This window comes from Candidatus Thermoplasmatota archaeon (assembly GCA_034660695.1).
Classification (GTDB): domain Archaea; phylum Thermoplasmatota; class E2; order UBA202; family DSCA01; genus JAYEJS01.
Genome location: JAYEJS010000156.1, coordinates 1 through 17975 on the forward strand (window position 1 = coordinate 1; position 17975 = coordinate 17975).

18 protein-coding genes and 2 tRNA genes are annotated in these 17975 nt (G+C 41.5%); 11 read left to right on the plus strand and 9 right to left on the minus strand.

Annotation, left to right across the window (positions count from 1 at the left end; genetic code table 11):
• Window positions 1-221 precede the first annotated feature (221 nt).
• The gene (locus U9O96_08445; protein ID MEA2055113.1) at window positions 222-389 is read right to left on the minus strand and encodes a type II toxin-antitoxin system VapC family toxin; all 168 of its coding nucleotides are present in this window, start codon (window positions 387-389) and stop codon (window positions 222-224) included.
• A complete protein-coding gene (locus U9O96_08450; protein MEA2055114.1) occupies window positions 377-568 on the minus strand; it encodes a hypothetical protein in 192 nt (63 codons plus the stop codon). The genes U9O96_08445 and U9O96_08450 overlap by 13 nt, the downstream gene beginning before the upstream one ends.
• Window positions 569-829: 261 nt before the next feature.
• Between U9O96_08450 and U9O96_08455 the strand changes: the two genes are divergently transcribed.
• The gene (locus tag U9O96_08455) at window positions 830-2221 is read left to right on the plus strand and encodes a TldD/PmbA family protein (protein ID MEA2055115.1); all 1392 of its coding nucleotides are present in this window, start codon (window positions 830-832) and stop codon (window positions 2219-2221) included.
• The gene (locus U9O96_08460) at window positions 2218-3528 is read left to right on the plus strand and encodes a TldD/PmbA family protein (GenBank protein MEA2055116.1); all 1311 of its coding nucleotides are present in this window, start codon (window positions 2218-2220) and stop codon (window positions 3526-3528) included. The genes U9O96_08455 and U9O96_08460 overlap by 4 nt, the downstream gene beginning before the upstream one ends.
• Here the strand turns inward: U9O96_08460 and U9O96_08465 are convergent.
• Window positions 3517-5487: a hypothetical protein gene (locus U9O96_08465; GenBank protein ID MEA2055117.1), complete on the minus strand. Its 1971-nt coding sequence runs from the start codon at window positions 5485-5487 to the stop codon at window positions 3517-3519. The two genes, U9O96_08460 and U9O96_08465, sit on opposite strands and share 12 nt — an antisense overlap.
• A 207-nt stretch (window positions 5488-5694) precedes the next feature.
• Between U9O96_08465 and nuoE the strand changes: the two genes are divergently transcribed.
• The 3 genes from nuoE to U9O96_08480 are packed head-to-tail and all read left to right on the plus strand — an operon-like array spanning window position 5695 to window position 10886.
• A complete protein-coding gene (nuoE, locus tag U9O96_08470) occupies window positions 5695-6156 on the plus strand; it encodes an NADH-quinone oxidoreductase subunit NuoE (protein MEA2055118.1) in 462 nt (153 codons plus the stop codon).
• Entirely contained in the window at window positions 6149-7951 is a 1803-nt protein-coding gene (locus tag U9O96_08475; GenBank protein ID MEA2055119.1) for an NADH-quinone oxidoreductase subunit NuoF, read from the plus strand. The genes nuoE and U9O96_08475 overlap by 8 nt, the downstream gene beginning before the upstream one ends.
• Complete coding sequence (locus U9O96_08480; protein ID MEA2055120.1) at window positions 7944-10886, plus strand: FAD-dependent oxidoreductase; 2943 nt, start codon at window positions 7944-7946, stop codon at window positions 10884-10886. Before U9O96_08475 ends, U9O96_08480 begins: the two co-directional genes overlap by 8 nt.
• Before the next feature lie 44 nt (window positions 10887-10930).
• Here U9O96_08480 and U9O96_08485 read toward each other — a convergent pair whose 3' ends face one another.
• Window positions 10931-11800 (minus strand): ARMT1-like domain-containing protein, encoded by an 870-nt coding sequence (locus tag U9O96_08485; GenBank protein ID MEA2055121.1) that lies wholly within the window; start codon window positions 11798-11800, stop codon window positions 10931-10933.
• 85 nt (window positions 11801-11885) lie between these two features.
• Here U9O96_08485 and trxA point away from each other — a divergent pair, with 85 nt between their 5' ends.
• Window positions 11886-12197, plus strand: coding sequence for a thioredoxin (gene trxA / locus U9O96_08490; GenBank protein MEA2055122.1), 312 nt, complete (start codon window positions 11886-11888; stop codon window positions 12195-12197).
• A gap of 66 nt (window positions 12198-12263) precedes the next feature.
• Here the strand turns inward: trxA and U9O96_08495 are convergent, their stop codons facing one another.
• Together U9O96_08495 and U9O96_08500 are read right to left on the minus strand one after the other, a co-directional pair.
• Window positions 12264-12839: an acetate uptake transporter gene (locus U9O96_08495; GenBank protein ID MEA2055123.1), complete on the minus strand. Its 576-nt coding sequence runs from the start codon at window positions 12837-12839 to the stop codon at window positions 12264-12266.
• A 67-nt stretch (window positions 12840-12906) separates the two neighbouring features.
• Window positions 12907-12980: transfer RNA gene (locus U9O96_08500), tRNA-Asn, on the minus strand.
• A gap of 82 nt (window positions 12981-13062) precedes the next feature.
• Here U9O96_08500 and U9O96_08505 point away from each other — a divergent pair.
• Complete coding sequence (locus U9O96_08505; GenBank protein ID MEA2055124.1) at window positions 13063-13356, plus strand: DUF5611 family protein; 294 nt, start codon at window positions 13063-13065, stop codon at window positions 13354-13356.
• 21 nt (window positions 13357-13377) lie between these two features.
• Here the strand turns inward: U9O96_08505 and U9O96_08510 are convergent, their stop codons facing one another.
• The 3 genes from U9O96_08510 to U9O96_08520 form a co-directional block, all read right to left on the minus strand.
• On the minus strand, window positions 13378-13845 hold the full coding sequence (locus U9O96_08510) for a hypothetical protein (protein ID MEA2055125.1): 468 nt from the start codon (window positions 13843-13845) through the stop codon (window positions 13378-13380).
• A 208-nt stretch (window positions 13846-14053) separates the two neighbouring features.
• A complete protein-coding gene (locus U9O96_08515; GenBank protein ID MEA2055126.1) occupies window positions 14054-14290 on the minus strand; it encodes a hypothetical protein in 237 nt (78 codons plus the stop codon).
• A gap of 4 nt (window positions 14291-14294) precedes the next feature.
• Entirely contained in the window at window positions 14295-14948 is a 654-nt protein-coding gene (locus tag U9O96_08520) for a 4Fe-4S cluster-binding domain-containing protein (GenBank protein MEA2055127.1), read from the minus strand.
• 192 nt (window positions 14949-15140) lie between these two features.
• Between U9O96_08520 and U9O96_08525 the strand changes: the two genes are divergently transcribed.
• The 4 genes from U9O96_08525 to U9O96_08540 all read left to right on the plus strand — a co-directional run bounded on the left by U9O96_08525 (window position 15141) and on the right by U9O96_08540 (window position 17803).
• Complete coding sequence (locus U9O96_08525; protein ID MEA2055128.1) at window positions 15141-16202, plus strand: hypothetical protein; 1062 nt, start codon at window positions 15141-15143, stop codon at window positions 16200-16202.
• 58 nt (window positions 16203-16260) lie between these two features.
• A tRNA-Leu gene (locus U9O96_08530) sits at window positions 16261-16343 on the plus strand.
• 51 nt (window positions 16344-16394) lie between these two features.
• On the plus strand, window positions 16395-16955 hold the full coding sequence (locus tag U9O96_08535) for a GMP synthase subunit A (GenBank protein MEA2055129.1): 561 nt from the start codon (window positions 16395-16397) through the stop codon (window positions 16953-16955).
• Window positions 16952-17803: a radical SAM protein gene (locus U9O96_08540; GenBank protein ID MEA2055130.1), complete on the plus strand. Its 852-nt coding sequence runs from the start codon at window positions 16952-16954 to the stop codon at window positions 17801-17803. The genes U9O96_08535 and U9O96_08540 overlap by 4 nt, the downstream gene beginning before the upstream one ends.
• Window positions 17804-17975 lie beyond the last annotated feature (172 nt).

Sequence of the window (17975 nt, forward strand, 5' to 3'; positions counted from 1 at the left end):
CCAAGATACTTTACAACCTTCTGTTTTATTGTTTTCTCTATTCTAACATTTCTAACCAGGTATCGATATCCTCTTCCATTTATGATTTTGATTCTTTCAAACATGTGACCGAACGTATATAATTTAGACACTACATAATTGTTACGAAATTTTCAGAATACACTTGGTATAGGACGCAAAAAGAATCAGTAAAATGTAGTGTCAAATTAAATATACTGTTGTCATTTGGAAAATGTACTTAAAGCATTCGCAATTTCATACAGAAGCAGATCAGGTACAACAATGTCTATCTCTTTTTCTTCAAACTGTTTTCTGAGGGAAAGAGCGATATCGTCTCCCTCCTCAACAACAAACCACTTGGCTACGACTGAAGCGTCTAAGACGTACATCTCTCATCTCTCCACTTTCTGATTGTTTCCGTTGCATTCCACTCCCCAGATTTATTTCTCAATTTATCCTGAGCTTGCAAGGCTTTCTTTATCTTGCTTTTATCCTCTATTTGGGTGGAGAAGAGGATTCTCAATCTTTTTTGAATGATGGAGATATCTTGCATGTTTTTAATTTCCATGGATGGTAATTTTACTTTAATTTAAATACCTTGTGAATGCAACTGGCTACATCCTCAAAGTAGAAACTGACTGGACGTAGTGTTCTGTTCTTGTAGCGGTTCACCAGCTTTGATACCCCCTTTAAAGTATATCACAAGTTATAGCGGCTTATGGCATTCGGAATAACCTTGGCAGGATATGTTTTATTTTTTTTCAAATTTCTCCACCCAAAAATTAATTACTGAAACAGGAATTCATTTTCTTGATGTTTTGTGGTTAAAATGATAGATGAAGGGCTTGCTGAGTATGGGCTTAAAATTGCTGGAAGGGCTGACTATGCTGAAGTAAGGATGGAAAGCGTGAAAGGCAATTCCATAACGTTATCAAATGGCGTTGTTGAAGGTTCGGAGTTTTCAGAAAAAAATGGTTTATCCGTGAGGGTGCTGGTTAACGGTGCGATGGGATTTTATGCCACAAACATTGTGAACAGACAGGAAATAAAAAAAGCGGTTGATAAAGCAATAGAACTTGCATCGCTTCAAAAAAGAAAAGAAAAAATAGGGCTGAGCGATGAAACAGCAGTACATGGTAAGTGGGGAGTGAACGAAAAAAAGAAATTTCCAGATTTCGATGAAAAAATAGATTATCTGCGGTCTCTTGACAGCATAGCAAAAGATGATACGCTCTCAAGATTATTTTTTTATGGGGAAGAAAGGGTAGAGAAATATTACATAAACACGGACGGAGCCGAAATTTCTTCAAGAGTTCCACGCCTTTCCATTTATTACCTCATAACTGTTGGGAAGGGCAATGAAACGGAACAGATGAACAGGGATTTTGGCAACGCCGGCGGGTGGGAATTTGTGGACAGATGGAAAGTTGGCGATGTACTGACAGGGGACATAACCTTTCTTAAAAAACTGATCAGGGAAGGAAAAAAACCGCCGGAAGGCGCTCTCGATATTGTAGCCGGCCCGTATATAACGGGGCTCATTGCCCACGAATCGTGCGGTCATCCATTTGAGGCAGACCGTATTTTGGGGAGAGAGGCCGCTCAGGCAGGAAAATCTTTTGTAAAAGAGGAGATGCTGGGAAACAAAATTGGAAATAAATGCATATCTGTAATAGATGGCCCGACAGTGCCAAATAGCTACGGTTATTACAAATATGACGACGAGGGTGTAAAAGCGAGAAAGAGGTACCTAATAAAAGACGGGATGGTAAATGAGTTTCTTCATAATAGGGAGACCGCATTTTTTACTGGAAAGAAAAGCAACGCCGCCGCCAGGTCGTCGAGATACGACCGGGAGCCGATAGTGAGAATGGCGAATACCTATATCGAGCCGGGAGATTTTTCACTGGAAGAATTGGTAGAGGATGTAAAAAAAGGGGTGTATATGGCAACTTTTATGGAGTGGAATATAGATGACAGGAGATACAACCAGAAATATGTCGGCGAAGAAGCGTATTGCATAGACAAAGGAGAGATTGCGCATGTGGTGAAACATCCTACCCTTGAGATAACCACCCCGTCATTCTACCAATCTGCAGATGCGGTTGGAAAGGAACTTGAATTTTATCCAGCAACGTGCGGAAAAGGTGAGCCCATGCAGCCCGTGCCAGTATTCACAGGAGGAGCTGCCGTAAGATTGAGAAACGTGAGGGTGAGATGATGATTTGTTATGCGGTTGAGATGGCAAAAAAAGCCGGTATGGATGATGCCGTTGCCAAACTTGTTTCCAGAAAAGAAAAACAAATTAAATTCCACAAAAGCGAGATAAGCACGATAAAGGAATGGGAAGAAATCACGCTGGAAATGTTTATGGCAAAAGGTAAGAAAAATTTTATGCTTGTTTTTGAAAATCCCGACAGAAAAAGGGTCGGAAAAGCAATACGTGATGGAGAAGGCATTATAAAATTGCTGTCACCGAAAGAACGGTATCACGGGCTAGGGGAAAATGAGAAAAAATACGTTGATAAAAAGAAATACGATGAAAATATTGATGACGAAAGAAAAATTTTATCCCTTGCAAATAAAACGATTGACGACGCACTTAAGCATGCTGAGGAGGTGGCAGGCATTATTTATGCTGGAAAAGAAACTATCAACATATGCTCGTCCCGCGGCATAAACGAAAACGATAAAAATAGCTGGATAACTCTTTCGACGAGAGCATTTTCATCTGATAAGGCATCAGGGCATGCCGTTCAGTGTTCGAGAACTTTAAAGTCAATCAAAAAAAATGCAGGAAAAGAGGCGGGAAAGATAGCTGAAATGGCTCTTCACCCAAAAAAAATTGAAAGGGGGAAATACGATATCATTTTTTCTCATCTTTCGTTTGCAAACCTAATTTCTTACATGGCAGTGCTTTCATCAGCATTTTATGTTGACAGCGGCATGTCATTTCTGGCCGGCAAAATGAAAAAAAATATCGGAAGTGAAAATATAACATTGATAGACAGCGGAATTCATCCAGATGGCATAGCATCGAGAAAATTTGATGATGAGGGGCTGGCAACAGGGGAAACGGTAATAGTGGATAAAGGACAGCTAAAATCGTATCTCCACAATACTTCAACTGCGTACAGCCACAAAACAAAAACAACCGGAAATGCCGGCATTATATACCCATCGCCATGGAACGAGGTAGTCATGCCAGGGGACGTATCCCTGGAAGAAATGCTGGAGGGAGTTGAGAGGGGCATATATGTAACCAATGTATGGTATACTCGTTTCCAGAACTACATGACCGGAGATTTTTCAACAATTGCCAGGGACGGGGCATTTTTTGTAGAGGATGGGGCAATAAGTTATCCTGTTGAGGGAATAAGAATAAGTGACAACATGCTTCGCATTCTTAAAAATGTGAAACTATTGTCAAATGACAGCAGGCAAATATGCTGGTGGGAGGTGGAAGTCCCAACATTCACGCCCCAGGTGTTGATAAAAAATGTCAATATAACGAGATCATTCATGTAATACTTTTATGGTTATCCTGTTTTCACCCGGCTCCGCGACCCAAGGCATCTTCACTTCTACATGTCCGTTTACTGGAACAGCCAGCCCTTCTATCCTGTTTTTCTCTCTTCCATTCACATACAAAATCACTTGTGCATTGCTGGCAGGGGCTTCGCCAGTATCGGCTATTTTTATGCTGGAAATGACTTTATCCCCCTCTTTAAATACTTCGGGTTCATGCTCAACACTTTCAAGTTCAACTTTCACCTTTGGCTTTCTGAGAAGGGTTGCAACGTTTATTTTCTCACTTTTGCTCCTTCTCTTTACAGGTTTGGCAAGGACATTTATGGATGCCCATTCATCCAGAGGGGCGTCTTCCGGTGCCTCAACGTGCAATACTACTTCCGCACTTTCTTCCCCCTCAAGCGTAATTACTTCCTTGTTTATATCCGCCTTCCATTTATTGGGTATATCCCCTCCTATTGCCAGCCTGTAGTTAAGTCTGTTTTTTCCCCCTCTTATTTTCTCAAGAGGATTTTTTATGGTTATCGTATAATCTGCTGAATAGCCCGGCGGAATTTCCTTCATCTGCTCCTCACAACTCAAAATCACATATTTTTTTACATAGAGGGTCAGCAGTATCACTATGACCAGCAGGGCAATAACCCCCATTACGAAGAGGGCGAACATCACCTTTCCAGATATCTTGCTCCAGAAAGATTCCCCTTCCCCGCCCCCCTCTGCCATAATAGCCTTTGTCGTTACAGATGCCGAATCGCTCTTTGAGGAACCCCGGGATTGGGCTGTCAGAGTAAGCGTGTTAGCACTTCCATTTTCCGCATCGAGGGGTATCTCAACAGATGCTGACACATCTCCACTTTCCCCGGGCTCAAGGGTGATAAATTGCTTATCAAGTGATGCCGCCCACGCCGATATTACAGAAAGGTTATAGCTGTCCCTGAGGTCACCTGTATTCCTAATAGTAAATGAATACGTGACGGTATCTCCCGGCTTGCCTTCTTTACCGCCTTCAGCACTGACGTCAACACCGTAAACGAACTCTGATACCGTTGTATTTATCCACAGAGAATCTGTTCCGGTGATTCCTTTGGCGTATATCGTGAGATTCAGAAAAGATCCTGGCTCGGCATCCTCAGGAGGTGCCACCTTCATATCAGAATAGTTGAGATAATTGGCATCAACGTTAATGGTGCTGGGATTAAGCTCCACGTGCCAATCTCCAGAATAATCGTATGATAACACAACCGTTTCGTCCTCATTGCCCTTATTCCATACGGCAATCTCATAAGTTACTTCATTTCCCGGTTTGACGGATTGTTGCTGGGGGTAGCATTCAAGTTCTATCCCCCCCTGTGTCGTATTAAAAGGCACCTTTACCAATGATGGGTGAATTGTGGAGTCATACAGGACGTTGGTCGAAAAGAAAGGAGATAAAACACTGAATGGAAAATATGAGAGTACATCCACTGTTTTCTCAACCCTTAACCCCATGGAATGGCCTGCCGAAATCGTATAATCAACATTTTTGATATTGAATGTTTTTTGCTTGACCGTCTCATTTGAAATAAAAAATATGGGGGTTGCCATTGTTGATGCTATTTCGTCCTCAACACCAGAAGATGAAACGTCCAGAAGAAATATTCTCACAACCCTGAATTGGAGGGGGATTATATCAGTCCTTAAAAAATATGCCTCTATAAAAAGAGTTATGCTCACATCGCCGTAGATTTTCTGGTCAGAACTGAAGGGGGCTGTGTACCACCTTGCGGCGCCCACATTCACATCCCGATATGAATCGGTCAGTTTGCTCGGCTCGGATGTATCCATCAGCAAGACGTTTGTGTATCCCGGCGCCGTCTCATCATGAAGATAAAACCACGCTCCATGGACTGAAGCCGGCAGGACTAATATAATGGCGAGAATGGCGAATAGGAGAATAGATGGCTTTCTGATTTTCATTTAGGAGAGTAAATGACTTTTCTTTTATATAGATTTTTTGTTAAATGTCCTGGGAAAACGCCAGAATTAACAAAAAATTTAACAGTGTGTTTTTGATTCACCTTTGCGTCCTATGTTCAAAATAACTGGCATGGAACCATTAGCTCTGCATATAAAAAGAGTGAAAATGGGCTAGTCGTTGCGGCAAATGAAGAAAGGCGATAAAAAATGAAAGATTTGAATTATATTCGTGAATATGAGAAAAGCCAGAGTTCTTTAATACCTCTGTTACAGGAGACCCAAAAGGCTTTTGGTTATTTGCCAAAGAAAGCTCTTCAGGAAATTTCGGGTTACTTGGATATTCCTCTAAGTAGAACTTATGGTGTAGCGACTTTTTACTCACAGTTTAGATTCAAACCGCTTGGAAAATATATGGTAAAGATTTGTCACGGCACCGCATGTCACGTAAATGGTGGCATAAACATCTCCCAGGCAATTAGAGGGGAGTTCGGTATTGAGGAGGGCGAAACAACAGAAGATGGCTTAGTAACCCTTGAGAGGGTTGCCTGCCTCGGCTGCTGCAGTTTGGCACCTGTAGTAATGATACATGATAAAGTTTATGGAAATCTGACACCAGATAAGGTCAGAAAACTTGCGAAGCATCTCAAAAAAGGTGAGCTGAATGATTAAGGCTATTGCCGTCGGTATGAACTCCTGCGGGGTAGCAGCTGGGGCAAAGGAAACCTATGAATCCATCAAGAAAGAGCTTAAAGAGAGGAATTTAAATGTTCCACTTAAAGTTGTTGGCTGCGTTGGGATGTGTTACAGAGAGCCCCTCGTCAGCATAGTTACAGAAGACGAAATCATAACATATGGGGGTGTAACGCCAGATGAAGTTCCCAGGATTATAGAAGAGCATGTAATAAAAGGAAAGACGATCGAAGAATGGATGGTTAAAAGGGACTGGTATGAGAATGGCATTAGAAAAACTCGGGATATTGACGGTTATTTCGAAAAGCAGAAGAAAATAGTCCTAGAAAACAGCGGCTATATCGATCCCGAAGACATAGGAGAGTATATTGCTACCGGCGGCTATAAAGCGATTGAAAAAGCTCTGGAAATGAAGCCCGGGGAGATAATTGAGAGCATTACAAAATCTGGGCTTAGAGGGCGGGGGGGCGCCGGCTTTCCCACAGGTTTAAAATGGAAATTTGTAAGGGAAGCCAGAGGTGATGTGAAGTACATTATTTGCAATGCTGATGAGGGGGATCCCGGAGCTTTCATGGACAGAAATGTTCTTGAAGGAGATCCTCACCGCGTGATAGAGGGGATGGTAATAGGCGCTTATGCAATTGGGGCCACCCAGGGATTCGTATATGCTAGGGCGGAGTATCCTCTGGCGATTAAGAGGCTAAAAAAGGCTTTGGATCAGGCAAGGGATAAAGAGTTTTTGGGAAATGATATTCTTGGAAAAGGATTCTCTTTTGGCATAAAGATAAAGGAGGGGGCCGGAGCTTTCGTTTGCGGTGAAGAAACAGCCCTGATGGCATCTATTGAGGGGAAGAGAGGAATGCCGAGGCCAAGGCCGCCGTACCCTGCTCAAAAGGGTTTGTGGGAAAAGCCGACTAACATAAACAACGTAGAAACCTGGGCGAATATTCCTTGGATTATAAATCATGGCTGGGAGGAGTATGCGAAGATCGGTACGGAGAAAAGCAGGGGAACGAAGGTTTTTGCTCTTGCAGGCAAGATAAAGAGAGGTGGAAATGTTGAGGTGCCAATGGGCCTTACGTTACGAGAAATACTTTACGAGATAGGCGGCGGGACAAAAACAGGCAAAAATATTAAAGCGGTTCAGTTAGGCGGCCCTTCAGGCGGATGCATCCCCGAGAAGCTTTTTGACATTCCTGTCGACTATGAGTCGATAACTGAAACAGGAGCGATAATGGGTAGCGGTGGAATGGTTGTGATGGATGAGGATACATGCATGGTCGACATAGCGAAATTTTTCCTTGATTTTACGGTAAAAGAATCCTGCGGAAAATGTACTTTTTGTAGACTTGGCACAAAGAGGATGTGGGAAATTTTGGATAAAATAAGCAAAGGAAATGGTGCATTAGAGGACATGAAATCCTTGGAAAAGCTGGCCCCTCAAGTTTTGGATGGCTCGCTCTGCGGTCTTGGGCAAACCGCGCCAAAACCTGTTCTGACAACGCTCAGATACTTTAAGGATGAGTATTTGGCCCATGTGGAAGAGAAGAAATGCCCTGCTAAAGTTTGTAAGGAACTCATAAAATATGTAATAAATCCTGACAAATGTGTAGGGTGCACAGCCTGTGCGAGATCCTGTCCTGCTAAGGCGATTAGTGGAGAGAAACAGAAAGCTCATAAAATTAATCAGGAGAACTGTATCAAATGCAGAACATGCTATGAAGTGTGTAAGTTTGGAGCCATAGAAATTAGGGATGCTTGTGAGGATGATTAAAATGGTCAGGATGGTGATTGACGGGAAAGAAATGGATGTTCCTGAGGATAAAACCCTTTTAACATTCCTGATGGAAAAAGGAGAACACGTACCAGGGATGTGCCATGTGCCCATGCTCGACCCCTACGGCTCTTGCAGGCTTTGTTTAGTCGAGGCTGATGGTGAAACAGTGACCGCCTGTACGCTAAAACCCAGAGAAGGTTTAAAAGTTGAGACACTCACCGATAGAATCATCGAAATGAGGCGGAGAGCTTTGGAGTTGATGCTTTCAGATCACAAAGGCGATTGCATAGGCCCTTGTCAGGACGGATGCCCTGCACATGGCGATGTGCAAGGTTACTTGGCTTTAATCGCGATGGGTAGGTATCACGAGGCTGTTAAGTTAATGAAGGAAAAATACATTCTGCCAGCAGTATTGGGTAGAGTTTGTCCCGCTTTTTGTGAAGAGAAATGCAGGCGAAATTTAGTAGACGAGCCGGTAGCAATAAGGCAGGTTAAGCGATTTGCTGCCGACTATGACTTAGAAAATGGCCCATGGATGCCCCATATCCCGCCATCGAGCGGCAAAAGAATTGCTGTGGTCGGGGGAGGGGCGGCTGGCCTGGCCTGTGCTTACTATTTAAGGGTCATGGGACATGAAGTCAGGATATTTGAGTCTATGCCCAAGCTCGGCGGAATGATGCGATATGGCATTCCGGAATACAGACTGCCCAAGAATGTGCTGGATAAAGATATAGATACCGTGACAAATACAGGGATTGAAATCGAGACCAACTGCACGGTTGGGAAGGACGTAAGCTTGGAGGTGCTCAGGGGTAAGTACGATGCACTGTTTTTGGCTGTGGGTGCTTGGAAGAGCAGAATCATGGGAATTGAAGGAGAGGGGCTGAAAGGTGTCATGCATGGAATCGACTTTCTGCGCAAGGTCAATACAGGTGAAAAAGTAGATATTGGGGAAAAAGTCATTGTCGTTGGGGGCGGGAATACTGCCATAGACGTTGCAAGGACAGCCCTAAGGTTAGGTGCAGAGGTTACCATTGTTTACAGGCGTTCGAGAATGGAAATGCCGGCAAACGAGCAGGAAGTGGAGGAGGCTGGGGAAGAGGGCGTTAGATTCCTTTTCTTGACGAACCCCGTGGGATTCTACGGGAGGAAGGAAGTCGAGAAGGTTGAACTGATAAAAATGGAGCTTGGGGAGCCCGATGCGAGCGGTCGGAGGGTACCTCTGCCTATCGAGAACTCAAACTTCATTGAGGGGGCGGATAACGTCATTCTGGCCATTGGGCAGTACTGCGATGAAGGATTTTTGAATGTCTTGGGTATTGAATCGATGAGAGGGAAAGCCACGGTTGATAACGTTACGTTACAAACAAACCTGGAAGGAGTTTTTGCAGGCGGAGATTTGGTAATGGGCCCTTCGACGGTTATTGAATCCATAGCGGAAGGCAGAAAAGCAGCCATAATGATAGATTTCTATCTAAAAAATAAGCTCGGGAAAGTTAAAGAGGCGCTCTTGGAACCTTCAAAACACATAGAGGGTATAATTAAAGACGATGAGATTTACAGTGTGGTTTTCGATTTGAGGCAATACAATCACTGGAAGTCTGTCACGGAGGAAGACTACGAGCATGTTGAGAAGATTCCAAGAATTAAAAAAAGAATCAGGGATGCAAAGGAAAGAATCGGGGACTTCATGGAGGTTGAGAGAACCATAGGAGAGAAAGAAACGTTCGAGGAAACTCGCAGGTGCGTGTCATGTGGATGCATGGAAGCTTTTAATTGTAAACTCAGAGAGTATTCCACACTCTATGATGCAAAACAAGATGCTTTTCTTGGGGAACAAAACGATTTCAAAATCGATGAGAGTCATCCACACATTACATTAGATAACAACAAATGTGTACTCTGCGGGAGGTGCGTAAACATAACGCAGGAAATTACAGGAGAGGGGGTAGTAGACTACATGTCGAGAGGATTTAAGACAAAGATTTCACCGCCTCCAGATAACTCCCTCGGGGATATGAAGGGCTATTTCCTTGGGGATATGATTGACGTATGCCCGACAGGGGCAATAACAGAAAAACCACCCTTTGTCAAGCCCGGGCCGTGGGAAACCAAATTAATCCCGACAGTTTGTAATGGATGCGGTCTGGGTTGCGAGATGAACATAGAGGTTTATGATGGAATGCTTATCAGGGCATCCTCCAAGTCGCCTTCATGGAACAATGGGCATTTGTGCGATAGGGGGAGATTTGATCGTCTTTGGGAGAGCAAAGCAGAAGAAGTGATGGTTAACGAGAATGGCCTTAAAAAAATAACTTGGGATGAAGCAGTAGAAATAATCAAGAGTCACATGAGAGACATGGCGATAGTCCTGACACCCGAAGTGATGCAGGAAGAAGCTCTGTACTTCAAGAATCTGGCTGCAAAACATAACCTCAAGATCGGTGCCCTTGTCAAGGAGGGAGTTTCCACTGCAAACTATGAGAATCTGCTTACTGCCAAGCGTATTCTCGTAAAAGCAGATTTGAAAAATTACCCCTATCTCAAGTTATTCCTGAGACAGGCTCAGAAAAACGGTGTCAGGATAGTTGAGGAGGATTATGATTTTGCTATTTTGGAAGCCCCAGCAGCATCTTTAGATGCACCTACGTTAATACTCCACCGAGGTGTCAACGAGACAGGGTTGCTAAAGTTCGGCTTACACCGTGTTCCAAAAGCGAGGAACTACCTAGTCATTGGGAATCTCAAGGAAAGGCTCGATGGTTTTACTATAATTCTTGGAAGTAGTAATGCGGCTGACATTATGTTGCCATATCCTGCTTGGGCAGAGAAAGAAGGCACAATAATAAATGATTTCAACATGGAATTGAGAGTGAACAAGGTAAGGGAGGGAAAGATGGAAGTGGAAAGACTGCTATCATCCTTGCCATAGATGAATACTTAAAAACGGGGGAGTGGAGCAAGCCGTAGCGCTTTTTAGCGATCATACAATTTTATCGCATTTGCACCCAGGGGCAGATGCATATCTTCGGCAATGCTTTTACATTTCACTTTTAGAAAGTAAGCAATTGGTTTATAATCTGTTTCTGAAAATCCCTCATAATTTGCCATTCCCTTGCATATGATTAAAGATGCATTTTCCAGTTTACGCTTTAATCCATCCGATATTTTGTTAAACTCAACACCCACCGCAAATGCCCCGGTTGTCATTATTTTATCGGTGACATCATTGAAATGAAGTGAAACGGCATCTTCATATGTTGCATCGGTAAGAACGGGAGCACCTTTCACCACGAGCGTTAAATTGATATCATATCTTTTTAATTCCCGGCAGACGAGCTTATCAAATACTATTTCCCCGCAATTATCTGTGAAATAAAGAATATCGCCTTTCAAATATTTCTTTACCTTATCTAAATCATCATGCTGCAGTCCCTCTTTAATTTCATCATCAAATTTTTTCTCTAATTCTTCTGGTGAGGAAGCGCTGCCGGCAATGCCAAAATCTATGGAATTGCCGATTACTGAACAAATTATGGCTGCTTCAAGTTTATCGCTGCTTCCATTTATAAATTTCTCTGCCTCTGGAAGAATTTTTTTTGCGATTTCGTTGCTTCTTTCCTTGAGTTCTTTATATGGGTCTGGGTTTTTTAGTATCTCATATGCCATTTTGTGAACGATGCTTGCAATTTGTGCAGAGCTTTTTTTTCCGCCGTATTCATCCAGCAATTTTTGTGCAGTCTTTTTCATTATTTCTTCCTGCTTTTCTTGGCTTGCATTTGCCAGGTCGGATTCGAAGATAATGCGGTTGAGCAGGCACGGTATGCAACGGGGTTTCATTTTCATTGGGCAAGGAATAAAAATGAGTATAAATCGTTTTCAGCGTGAAAGATATATATGGCTATGTCCATCCATCCTGTATGGTGAATGAATGGCGGTAGAACTAACATCAGAAAACTTTCAGGAATTTGTAAAAAGTCATGACACGGTGATTGTAGATTTCTGGGCGCCCTGGTGCGGCCCGTGCCTCATGATGGCCCCGATAATAGATGAATTGGAACAAGAGATGGACGGAGTTGTTTTTGCAAGGATTAATACCGATGAAAATCAGGAGATAGCAATGAAATATCGCATCATGAGCATCCCGACCCTGATGATATTCAAGACAGGAGAGATGGCTGACATGATAATGGGCGTTATGGCTAAAGAAGCACTGAAAGAAAGAATAAAAAGTTATTTGTAGCAGCAATATACTCTTTTTCTAAGGGGGCGCATAAAGGCGGATGCCTGCGTCTTTTTCCCTCTCTGCTTATTTTATGATTGGCTCCCCCAATGGCAAAATGGTTTTTCCATATGTCTCATTGATAACTTCAGCCATGGCCACATATATCGCAATCAGTCCACATATTATTCCTTCTATGCCAATCCATCTGCCGCTGATCATCCCCCAATCTCTCAGTGCCAGTAGGTAAAAAAGCACGAATAATGTGAAGAATACTGCCTGCAAGCCCGTATTTGCCTTCAACGTACTGATAAACATCATCATGGTAAACAAACCCCACATGAAAAAGTACCATCCCATGAATTCAGGGCCTGTTGCACCGGCGTATGTTCCGCTGCTTATGATATCTGGCATTATAAGAAGAGCGACAAGTGATAGCCAGAACAGACCGTAAGAGGTGAAAGCCGTCACTCCAAACGTATTCCCTTTTTTATATTCCAACAATCCAGCGAAAATCTGTGCCATTCCACCGTAAAATATGCCCATTGCAAGAACCATTGAACCAAGCGGGAATGAACCGGGGCTGGCATTATGTATATTTAACAGCACGGTAGTTATTCCAAAACCCATAAGACCCAGTGGTGCAGGATTTGCCAATTTCATAGGGGGGGGATACGAAACGCATATAACTTTTTTTTGGTTTATTTCTGACTTTAAAAATTAGAAAGTACGCCGGCGACCGGATTTGAACCGGTGACCGCTCGGTTAACAGCCGAGTGCTCCACCATACTGAGCTACGCCGGCATCTATCTGTATGGCAATATAAATTGGTATATAAAAATTAGGTTTTGCAAAGCCTTATAATCGAAAAAGCATTTCGATAAGTATGCGAGAATATTCGATAAAAAAAGGGCACAATCCTGACGTGAATGCCATAATAAAGAATTATTTCGGGGCGAGTGGGGAAGTTGAGAAAGGAATGAATTTTATCGTAGATGGCATAGGAAAAGTGTATATGAGAAAAGAAAAGAATAATCTGTTAATTGAAACAGAACCTATTGCCGGTATGTCAGGCAGTATTGATGTAATAAAAAAATGGAATGATTTTTTGTTTGAGGCAACTGGGCGGACGGCAAAAGAAAGAAAAAAGATGCTGGAGAAAGAAATGAAGGGAAAGTAGTTTTCATTAACGGCAGTATTTTTATCGGCAAAATATTATAACATCTTTCCAATTTAAAGGCCTGTATTTATCCTTGGTAACTTCAATGCTAAGCTTGACTGCATCCTTATTTTTAGGGATATTGCACCCACTTACTACAATACTGGCAATTCCATTTTCATCCGTAAAATTTGTGCCGTTTCCGCCCGCCCCGTATATAAATACTCTTGCACCCTCTATCGAGGTGCTATTTCTGGGATTGAAGACCTTCACCTTTATTGCCCAGGACGGGATCTCTTCTTCATTTTCTGAGAGGTTGAAATAGTGGACATATTCATTACGGCTGATTTCTATAACTCCGTCCAGAAATATGATGTTAGGGGAGTTAATATTCACATGATGTGGAAGAAGAAGAAGGATAATGGCTATTGCCACTGAAATAATAATTACTGCTACAAGGTATTTTACATGAATTGGATATTCCTCGCTCCCAAAAACCTTACCGGACATCCTTTCACTTACCTCTACAAACAAAAAGATGTTTATAACAATTCCTGAGTATACTTTAGATATTCTTCAAAACCTATAATGGCTCTCTTTCTACCTCAAGTCTATCTGCCGTTGGGTATTCCTCCACGATATAGCACCTGTAAGGCAATTTATCAGATATCTCTTCGAGTATAAAAAAAGATGCTCCTATCCTTTTCTTTTCCTCATCCTACTTTATCAGGGTTTCGTCTATCGAAAATTCTTCTATTATATTTTTTATAGCTGTTTTGTCCGCAAGAATTATCCCTTTTAATAACGTTCCATCCTCGGTTATTACATCATACAATTTTGCAACATTTCTTGCCCTCCTCATTATCCTCCTTCTTAATTGAATGCCGTCCTTAAAAGAAGATGAACAATAATGAATTGGTACGGATATATCCCAGTCTAAAATCTCATATGCCATTTCCTCACTGCCTCCTACAGCACTTGATATATCGCTTTTTATGGCGTACCATACCTTTCCATTTCCTCAAAATTTGTTTCTGAAAATTCAAGCTCGTTGAGATTAATAAAATCGATATCATATGATTCTGCTGTTTCATTTCTTTTTTCATATGGGGTATAAGAGGAATCTCTATTCCTGCATCTATTGGCAGGTCTGCAATGATTTTTTTAAAATTAGTATCGATTTTCTCCCATGAGGACACATGCGGGCGGAACCTTATCTCGTCCAGCCCAGATGCAACCAATTTCTCGATTTTTTTTCCGTCCATCATAGAAGTGTAGAGGTGGATGTAGTGGTTATCCCTAAAATATTCCTTCAGCATTTTTATGATGCGTGCTGTTTTGTCAGCAACTTCTAAAGGCTCCCCTCCAGTTATGTCCGTGCCTTCCGCCTCCATTAATTCTCCTTCCTCCAGAATTTCTCCTTCTTTTTTTACCAGCAGTTCATTAGCATAGATGACATCTTTTCCTTTCTTTTTTTCAGATATGGGACAGTAAAAACAGTTTGAATGGCATAAGCCCGTTACGAGAAGAACCATTTTTGAGCCCTTCTCACAGTATTTGCAGCCATCTGCAAGTTTTTTTTGTATAGAATGATTTTTTGGTGGCTCATTCACCGTCTCCAAAACTATTCTTCAGCATTATATAATCGTACCAATAATTTCATGTGCGCTAAAATTTCTTGCGCAATATAGCATAATAATAAAAATATCGCCACTAAAAACATAAAAAATTACATTCTAACGTTGTGTGTCTACATTTTAAGTGAAATAGAAAACTTTTAATTCCAAAAAAGTATTTCCTCCACTGTGAGAATCAAACTAACCGATAATGAAAAGCTCGTTCTTTATGGATTGGTGAGGTATCCCACGCTAAAAGACAAAGAACTTTCAGAAAAATTGGGTTTGAAACACTCTACGGTAATTTCCATAAGGCGGAGGTTGAGAGAGCATGACTATTTCAGAACGATAAGACTGCCCATGCTTCAAAATTTTGGGTGTGAAATTCTGGTAGTGAGCTATACGAATTTTAACCCGGTTATACCCTTACAAAAAAGAATCGAGGTAACTGAAGAGAAAATAGAAGTATCAGAGGAACTATTCTTCTCGTTGGGGGAATTTGAGAAAGGTTTTTCACTGAGTTTGTCAAGAGACTATACAAATATTGGAAAAATAAATGATGTTCGCACGGAGACATTCGGAAAGCTTGGATTGCTGGAGAAGGATTATCCAACAGAAGCTATATTCCCTTTTGATATTAGCAAAATTTATCGCTTCTTTTATTACCCGCCCCTTATAAAAAAATATTTTAGAATAGAAAAAAATGATGATGAGGAAGATCCTCTCGAAAAAGGCAAAAAAATTCATTTATCCGGAAATGAAAAGATTGTATTTCACGGACTTGTTAAATATCCTGAAGAATCTGATAAAAGAATAGGGAACCTTTTGAACGTATCAAGGCATACTGTCTCGAGAATGAGAAAAAGATTTGAGGAAAATGGTTACATAAAGCAGTTCAAGATGCCAAATTTGAGCAAAGTAGGATTTGAAATACTGGCGTTTTATCATATTCGTTATGATCCCTCAAATCCACCCGATTTTGACGGAGACGAGGTTAAAACTCTGCTGAATGACAGAGTCATATTTATGGCGACGAGGAGATTTGAAACCGTAATAATAGGGGCATACACAAATTATGAGGAATATAAAACCGATAAAGTAGAGAAAATGCAGTTTTTGAAAGGAAAAAAATGGATAGCAAAAAATCCGGTGATAAGAACATACAGTCTGAGCAGATCAATTGTTATAAAGGACTTTACTTTTGCCCCCATTACAAAAAAGGTTCTGGAGTTGGAGCAGGACATTGGGTAGATTTTGTAGTCAAATATTTAAATATTAATAAATATAGAAACCTAATACTACTAATGTTGCGGGGGTACCCGAGCGGTCAAAGGGGCAGGGCTTAGGACCCTGTGACGCAGGTCTTCGAGTGTTCGAATCGCTCCCCCCGCATAATTTTTCCTATAAGAGAAATATTAAAATGACAAAATAAGTTGACAAGTCATGAAAGTGTATGTTGTTGATAATGGCGGTCAGTGGACTCACAGGGAATGGAGAACATTGCGTTATCTTGATGTCGAAGCAGAAATTGTTCCAAATACAATCCCATTTGAAAAAATTTTAGATGCAGATGCCATCGTGCTTTCTGGGGGAGCGCCCCGAGTGGGGCTTTCAGGAGAATTGGGAAATTGTGGGGAATATCTGAGGAAAGCAGATTTTCCTATTATGGGAATCTGCGCAGGTCATCAGTTTATGGCAAGGTATTTTGGTGGGAAATGCGAGCCTGCGGAGCTTCCAGAATTTGGAAGGGTGGAAATATCAGTTATTGAAAAGGACGAAATATTCAAAAATCTGCCAAAAAAGATGGTGGTGTGGGAATCTCATAACGACGAGGTTACTGCATTGCCCGAAAATTTTGAGTTGCTCGCTTCTTCAGAAAATTGCAGAATACAGGCGATGAAACATGAAAGCAAGCCATTTTACGGCGTGCAATTCCATCCGGAAGTGGAGCATACTGAATATGGTGCCCAGATATTTCATAACTTTCTTGAGGAATGTAAATGATTTTTCGTGCATATTATCCGAAGCCGCTTTTTCCTCCCGTATCCTTATCGGAAGGATGCATCCTGATGTGCAGGCACTGTAAAGGAAAATATCTGGGTGGGATGGAAAAGATAAGAAATTCAGAAAAGTTGGTTGAGTATTGCAGGAAATTGGAAAATGGAGGAGGGAAAGGCATACTTGTAAGTGGAGGGAGTGACAGGGAAGGAAGAATATTAAACCTTGAAAGGGCGATAGGCGCCTTTAAAAAAATCAAAGAAGAAACAAACCTCATTGTTGCCATTCATACCGGGTATGTGGACGAAAATATGGCTGACAGACTCATCAATGCCTGTGATATTGCTTTTGTCGATATGATCGGAAGTGATGAAACAGTTAAGCAGGTTATGGGACTGGGCGGCATAAACATATATACAGAAAGTTTGAAAAATTTAATCGATGCAGGCATTCCTGTCACCCCCCACATTACAATAGGATTGGATTATGGAAATATTAATGGGGAATATGCTGCTCTGGAATTAATAAAGACATTTCCTATCAAAAAAATTGTTTTAAATATTATATGCCCGACAAAGGGTACCGATTTTGAAAATATAAACATTCCTTCTATGGATGAAATAAGAGCTATAATAAAGAAAAGTAAAGAGCAGGAATTGGATGTAGCACTGGGATGTATGCGTCCCCGCGGCATGCAGGAAATCGAGGAGGAGGCAATAACAGAAGGCATTAAGAATATTGCTCTTCCGTCAATGAAAGCCATTAAATATGCCGAAAAAAATGGATATGTTGTCGAAAAAGTGCAGGCGTGTTGTGGACTAACAAATGGAATGATAAATAAAATCACGAGATAAAATAAAATTTACGATGTTGTTTATAAACCAACTTTTCTCAAAACTATTTATATTGCAATTGCATTTTAGTTACCATGAAAAAAATAATTGTGCCATTGGTAATATCTGTATTTCTTTTCAGCAGCGCTTTTGCCGGGATAGTAAGCATTCCCTGCAATGAAGTTGATATGCC

What these genes read in the sequence shown, in the direction of transcription:
- U9O96_08450 (MEA2055114.1), bottom strand. Translation starts at nt 568, where the DNA reads ATGGAAATTAAAAACATGCAAGATATCTCCATCATTCAAAAAAGATTG.
- trxA (MEA2055122.1), top strand. Translation starts at nt 11,886, where the DNA reads ATGGCGGTAGAACTAACATCAGAAAACTTTCAGGAATTTGTAAAAAGT.
- U9O96_08505 (MEA2055124.1), top strand. Translation starts at nt 13,063, where the DNA reads ATGCGAGAATATTCGATAAAAAAAGGGCACAATCCTGACGTGAATGCC.
- U9O96_08515 (MEA2055126.1), bottom strand. Translation starts at nt 14,290, where the DNA reads ATGGCATATGAGATTTTAGACTGGGATATATCCGTACCAATTCATTAT.
- U9O96_08465 (MEA2055117.1), bottom strand. Translation starts at nt 5,487, where the DNA reads ATGAAAATCAGAAAGCCATCTATTCTCCTATTCGCCATTCTCGCCATT.
- U9O96_08475 (MEA2055119.1), top strand. Translation starts at nt 6,149, where the DNA reads ATGATTAAGGCTATTGCCGTCGGTATGAACTCCTGCGGGGTAGCAGCT.
- U9O96_08510 (MEA2055125.1), bottom strand. Translation starts at nt 13,845, where the DNA reads ATGTCCGGTAAGGTTTTTGGGAGCGAGGAATATCCAATTCATGTAAAA.
- U9O96_08535 (MEA2055129.1), top strand. Translation starts at nt 16,395, where the DNA reads ATGAAAGTGTATGTTGTTGATAATGGCGGTCAGTGGACTCACAGGGAA.
- U9O96_08540 (MEA2055130.1), top strand. Translation starts at nt 16,952, where the DNA reads ATGATTTTTCGTGCATATTATCCGAAGCCGCTTTTTCCTCCCGTATCC.
- U9O96_08485 (MEA2055121.1), bottom strand. Translation starts at nt 11,800, where the DNA reads ATGAAAATGAAACCCCGTTGCATACCGTGCCTGCTCAACCGCATTATC.
- U9O96_08495 (MEA2055123.1), bottom strand. Translation starts at nt 12,839, where the DNA reads ATGAAATTGGCAAATCCTGCACCACTGGGTCTTATGGGTTTTGGAATA.
- U9O96_08455 (MEA2055115.1), top strand. Translation starts at nt 830, where the DNA reads ATGATAGATGAAGGGCTTGCTGAGTATGGGCTTAAAATTGCTGGAAGG.
- U9O96_08480 (MEA2055120.1), top strand. Translation starts at nt 7,944, where the DNA reads ATGATTAAAATGGTCAGGATGGTGATTGACGGGAAAGAAATGGATGTT.
- nuoE (MEA2055118.1), top strand. Translation starts at nt 5,695, where the DNA reads ATGAAAGATTTGAATTATATTCGTGAATATGAGAAAAGCCAGAGTTCT.
- U9O96_08445 (MEA2055113.1), bottom strand. Translation starts at nt 389, where the DNA reads ATGTACGTCTTAGACGCTTCAGTCGTAGCCAAGTGGTTTGTTGTTGAG.
- U9O96_08460 (MEA2055116.1), top strand. Translation starts at nt 2,218, where the DNA reads ATGATGATTTGTTATGCGGTTGAGATGGCAAAAAAAGCCGGTATGGAT.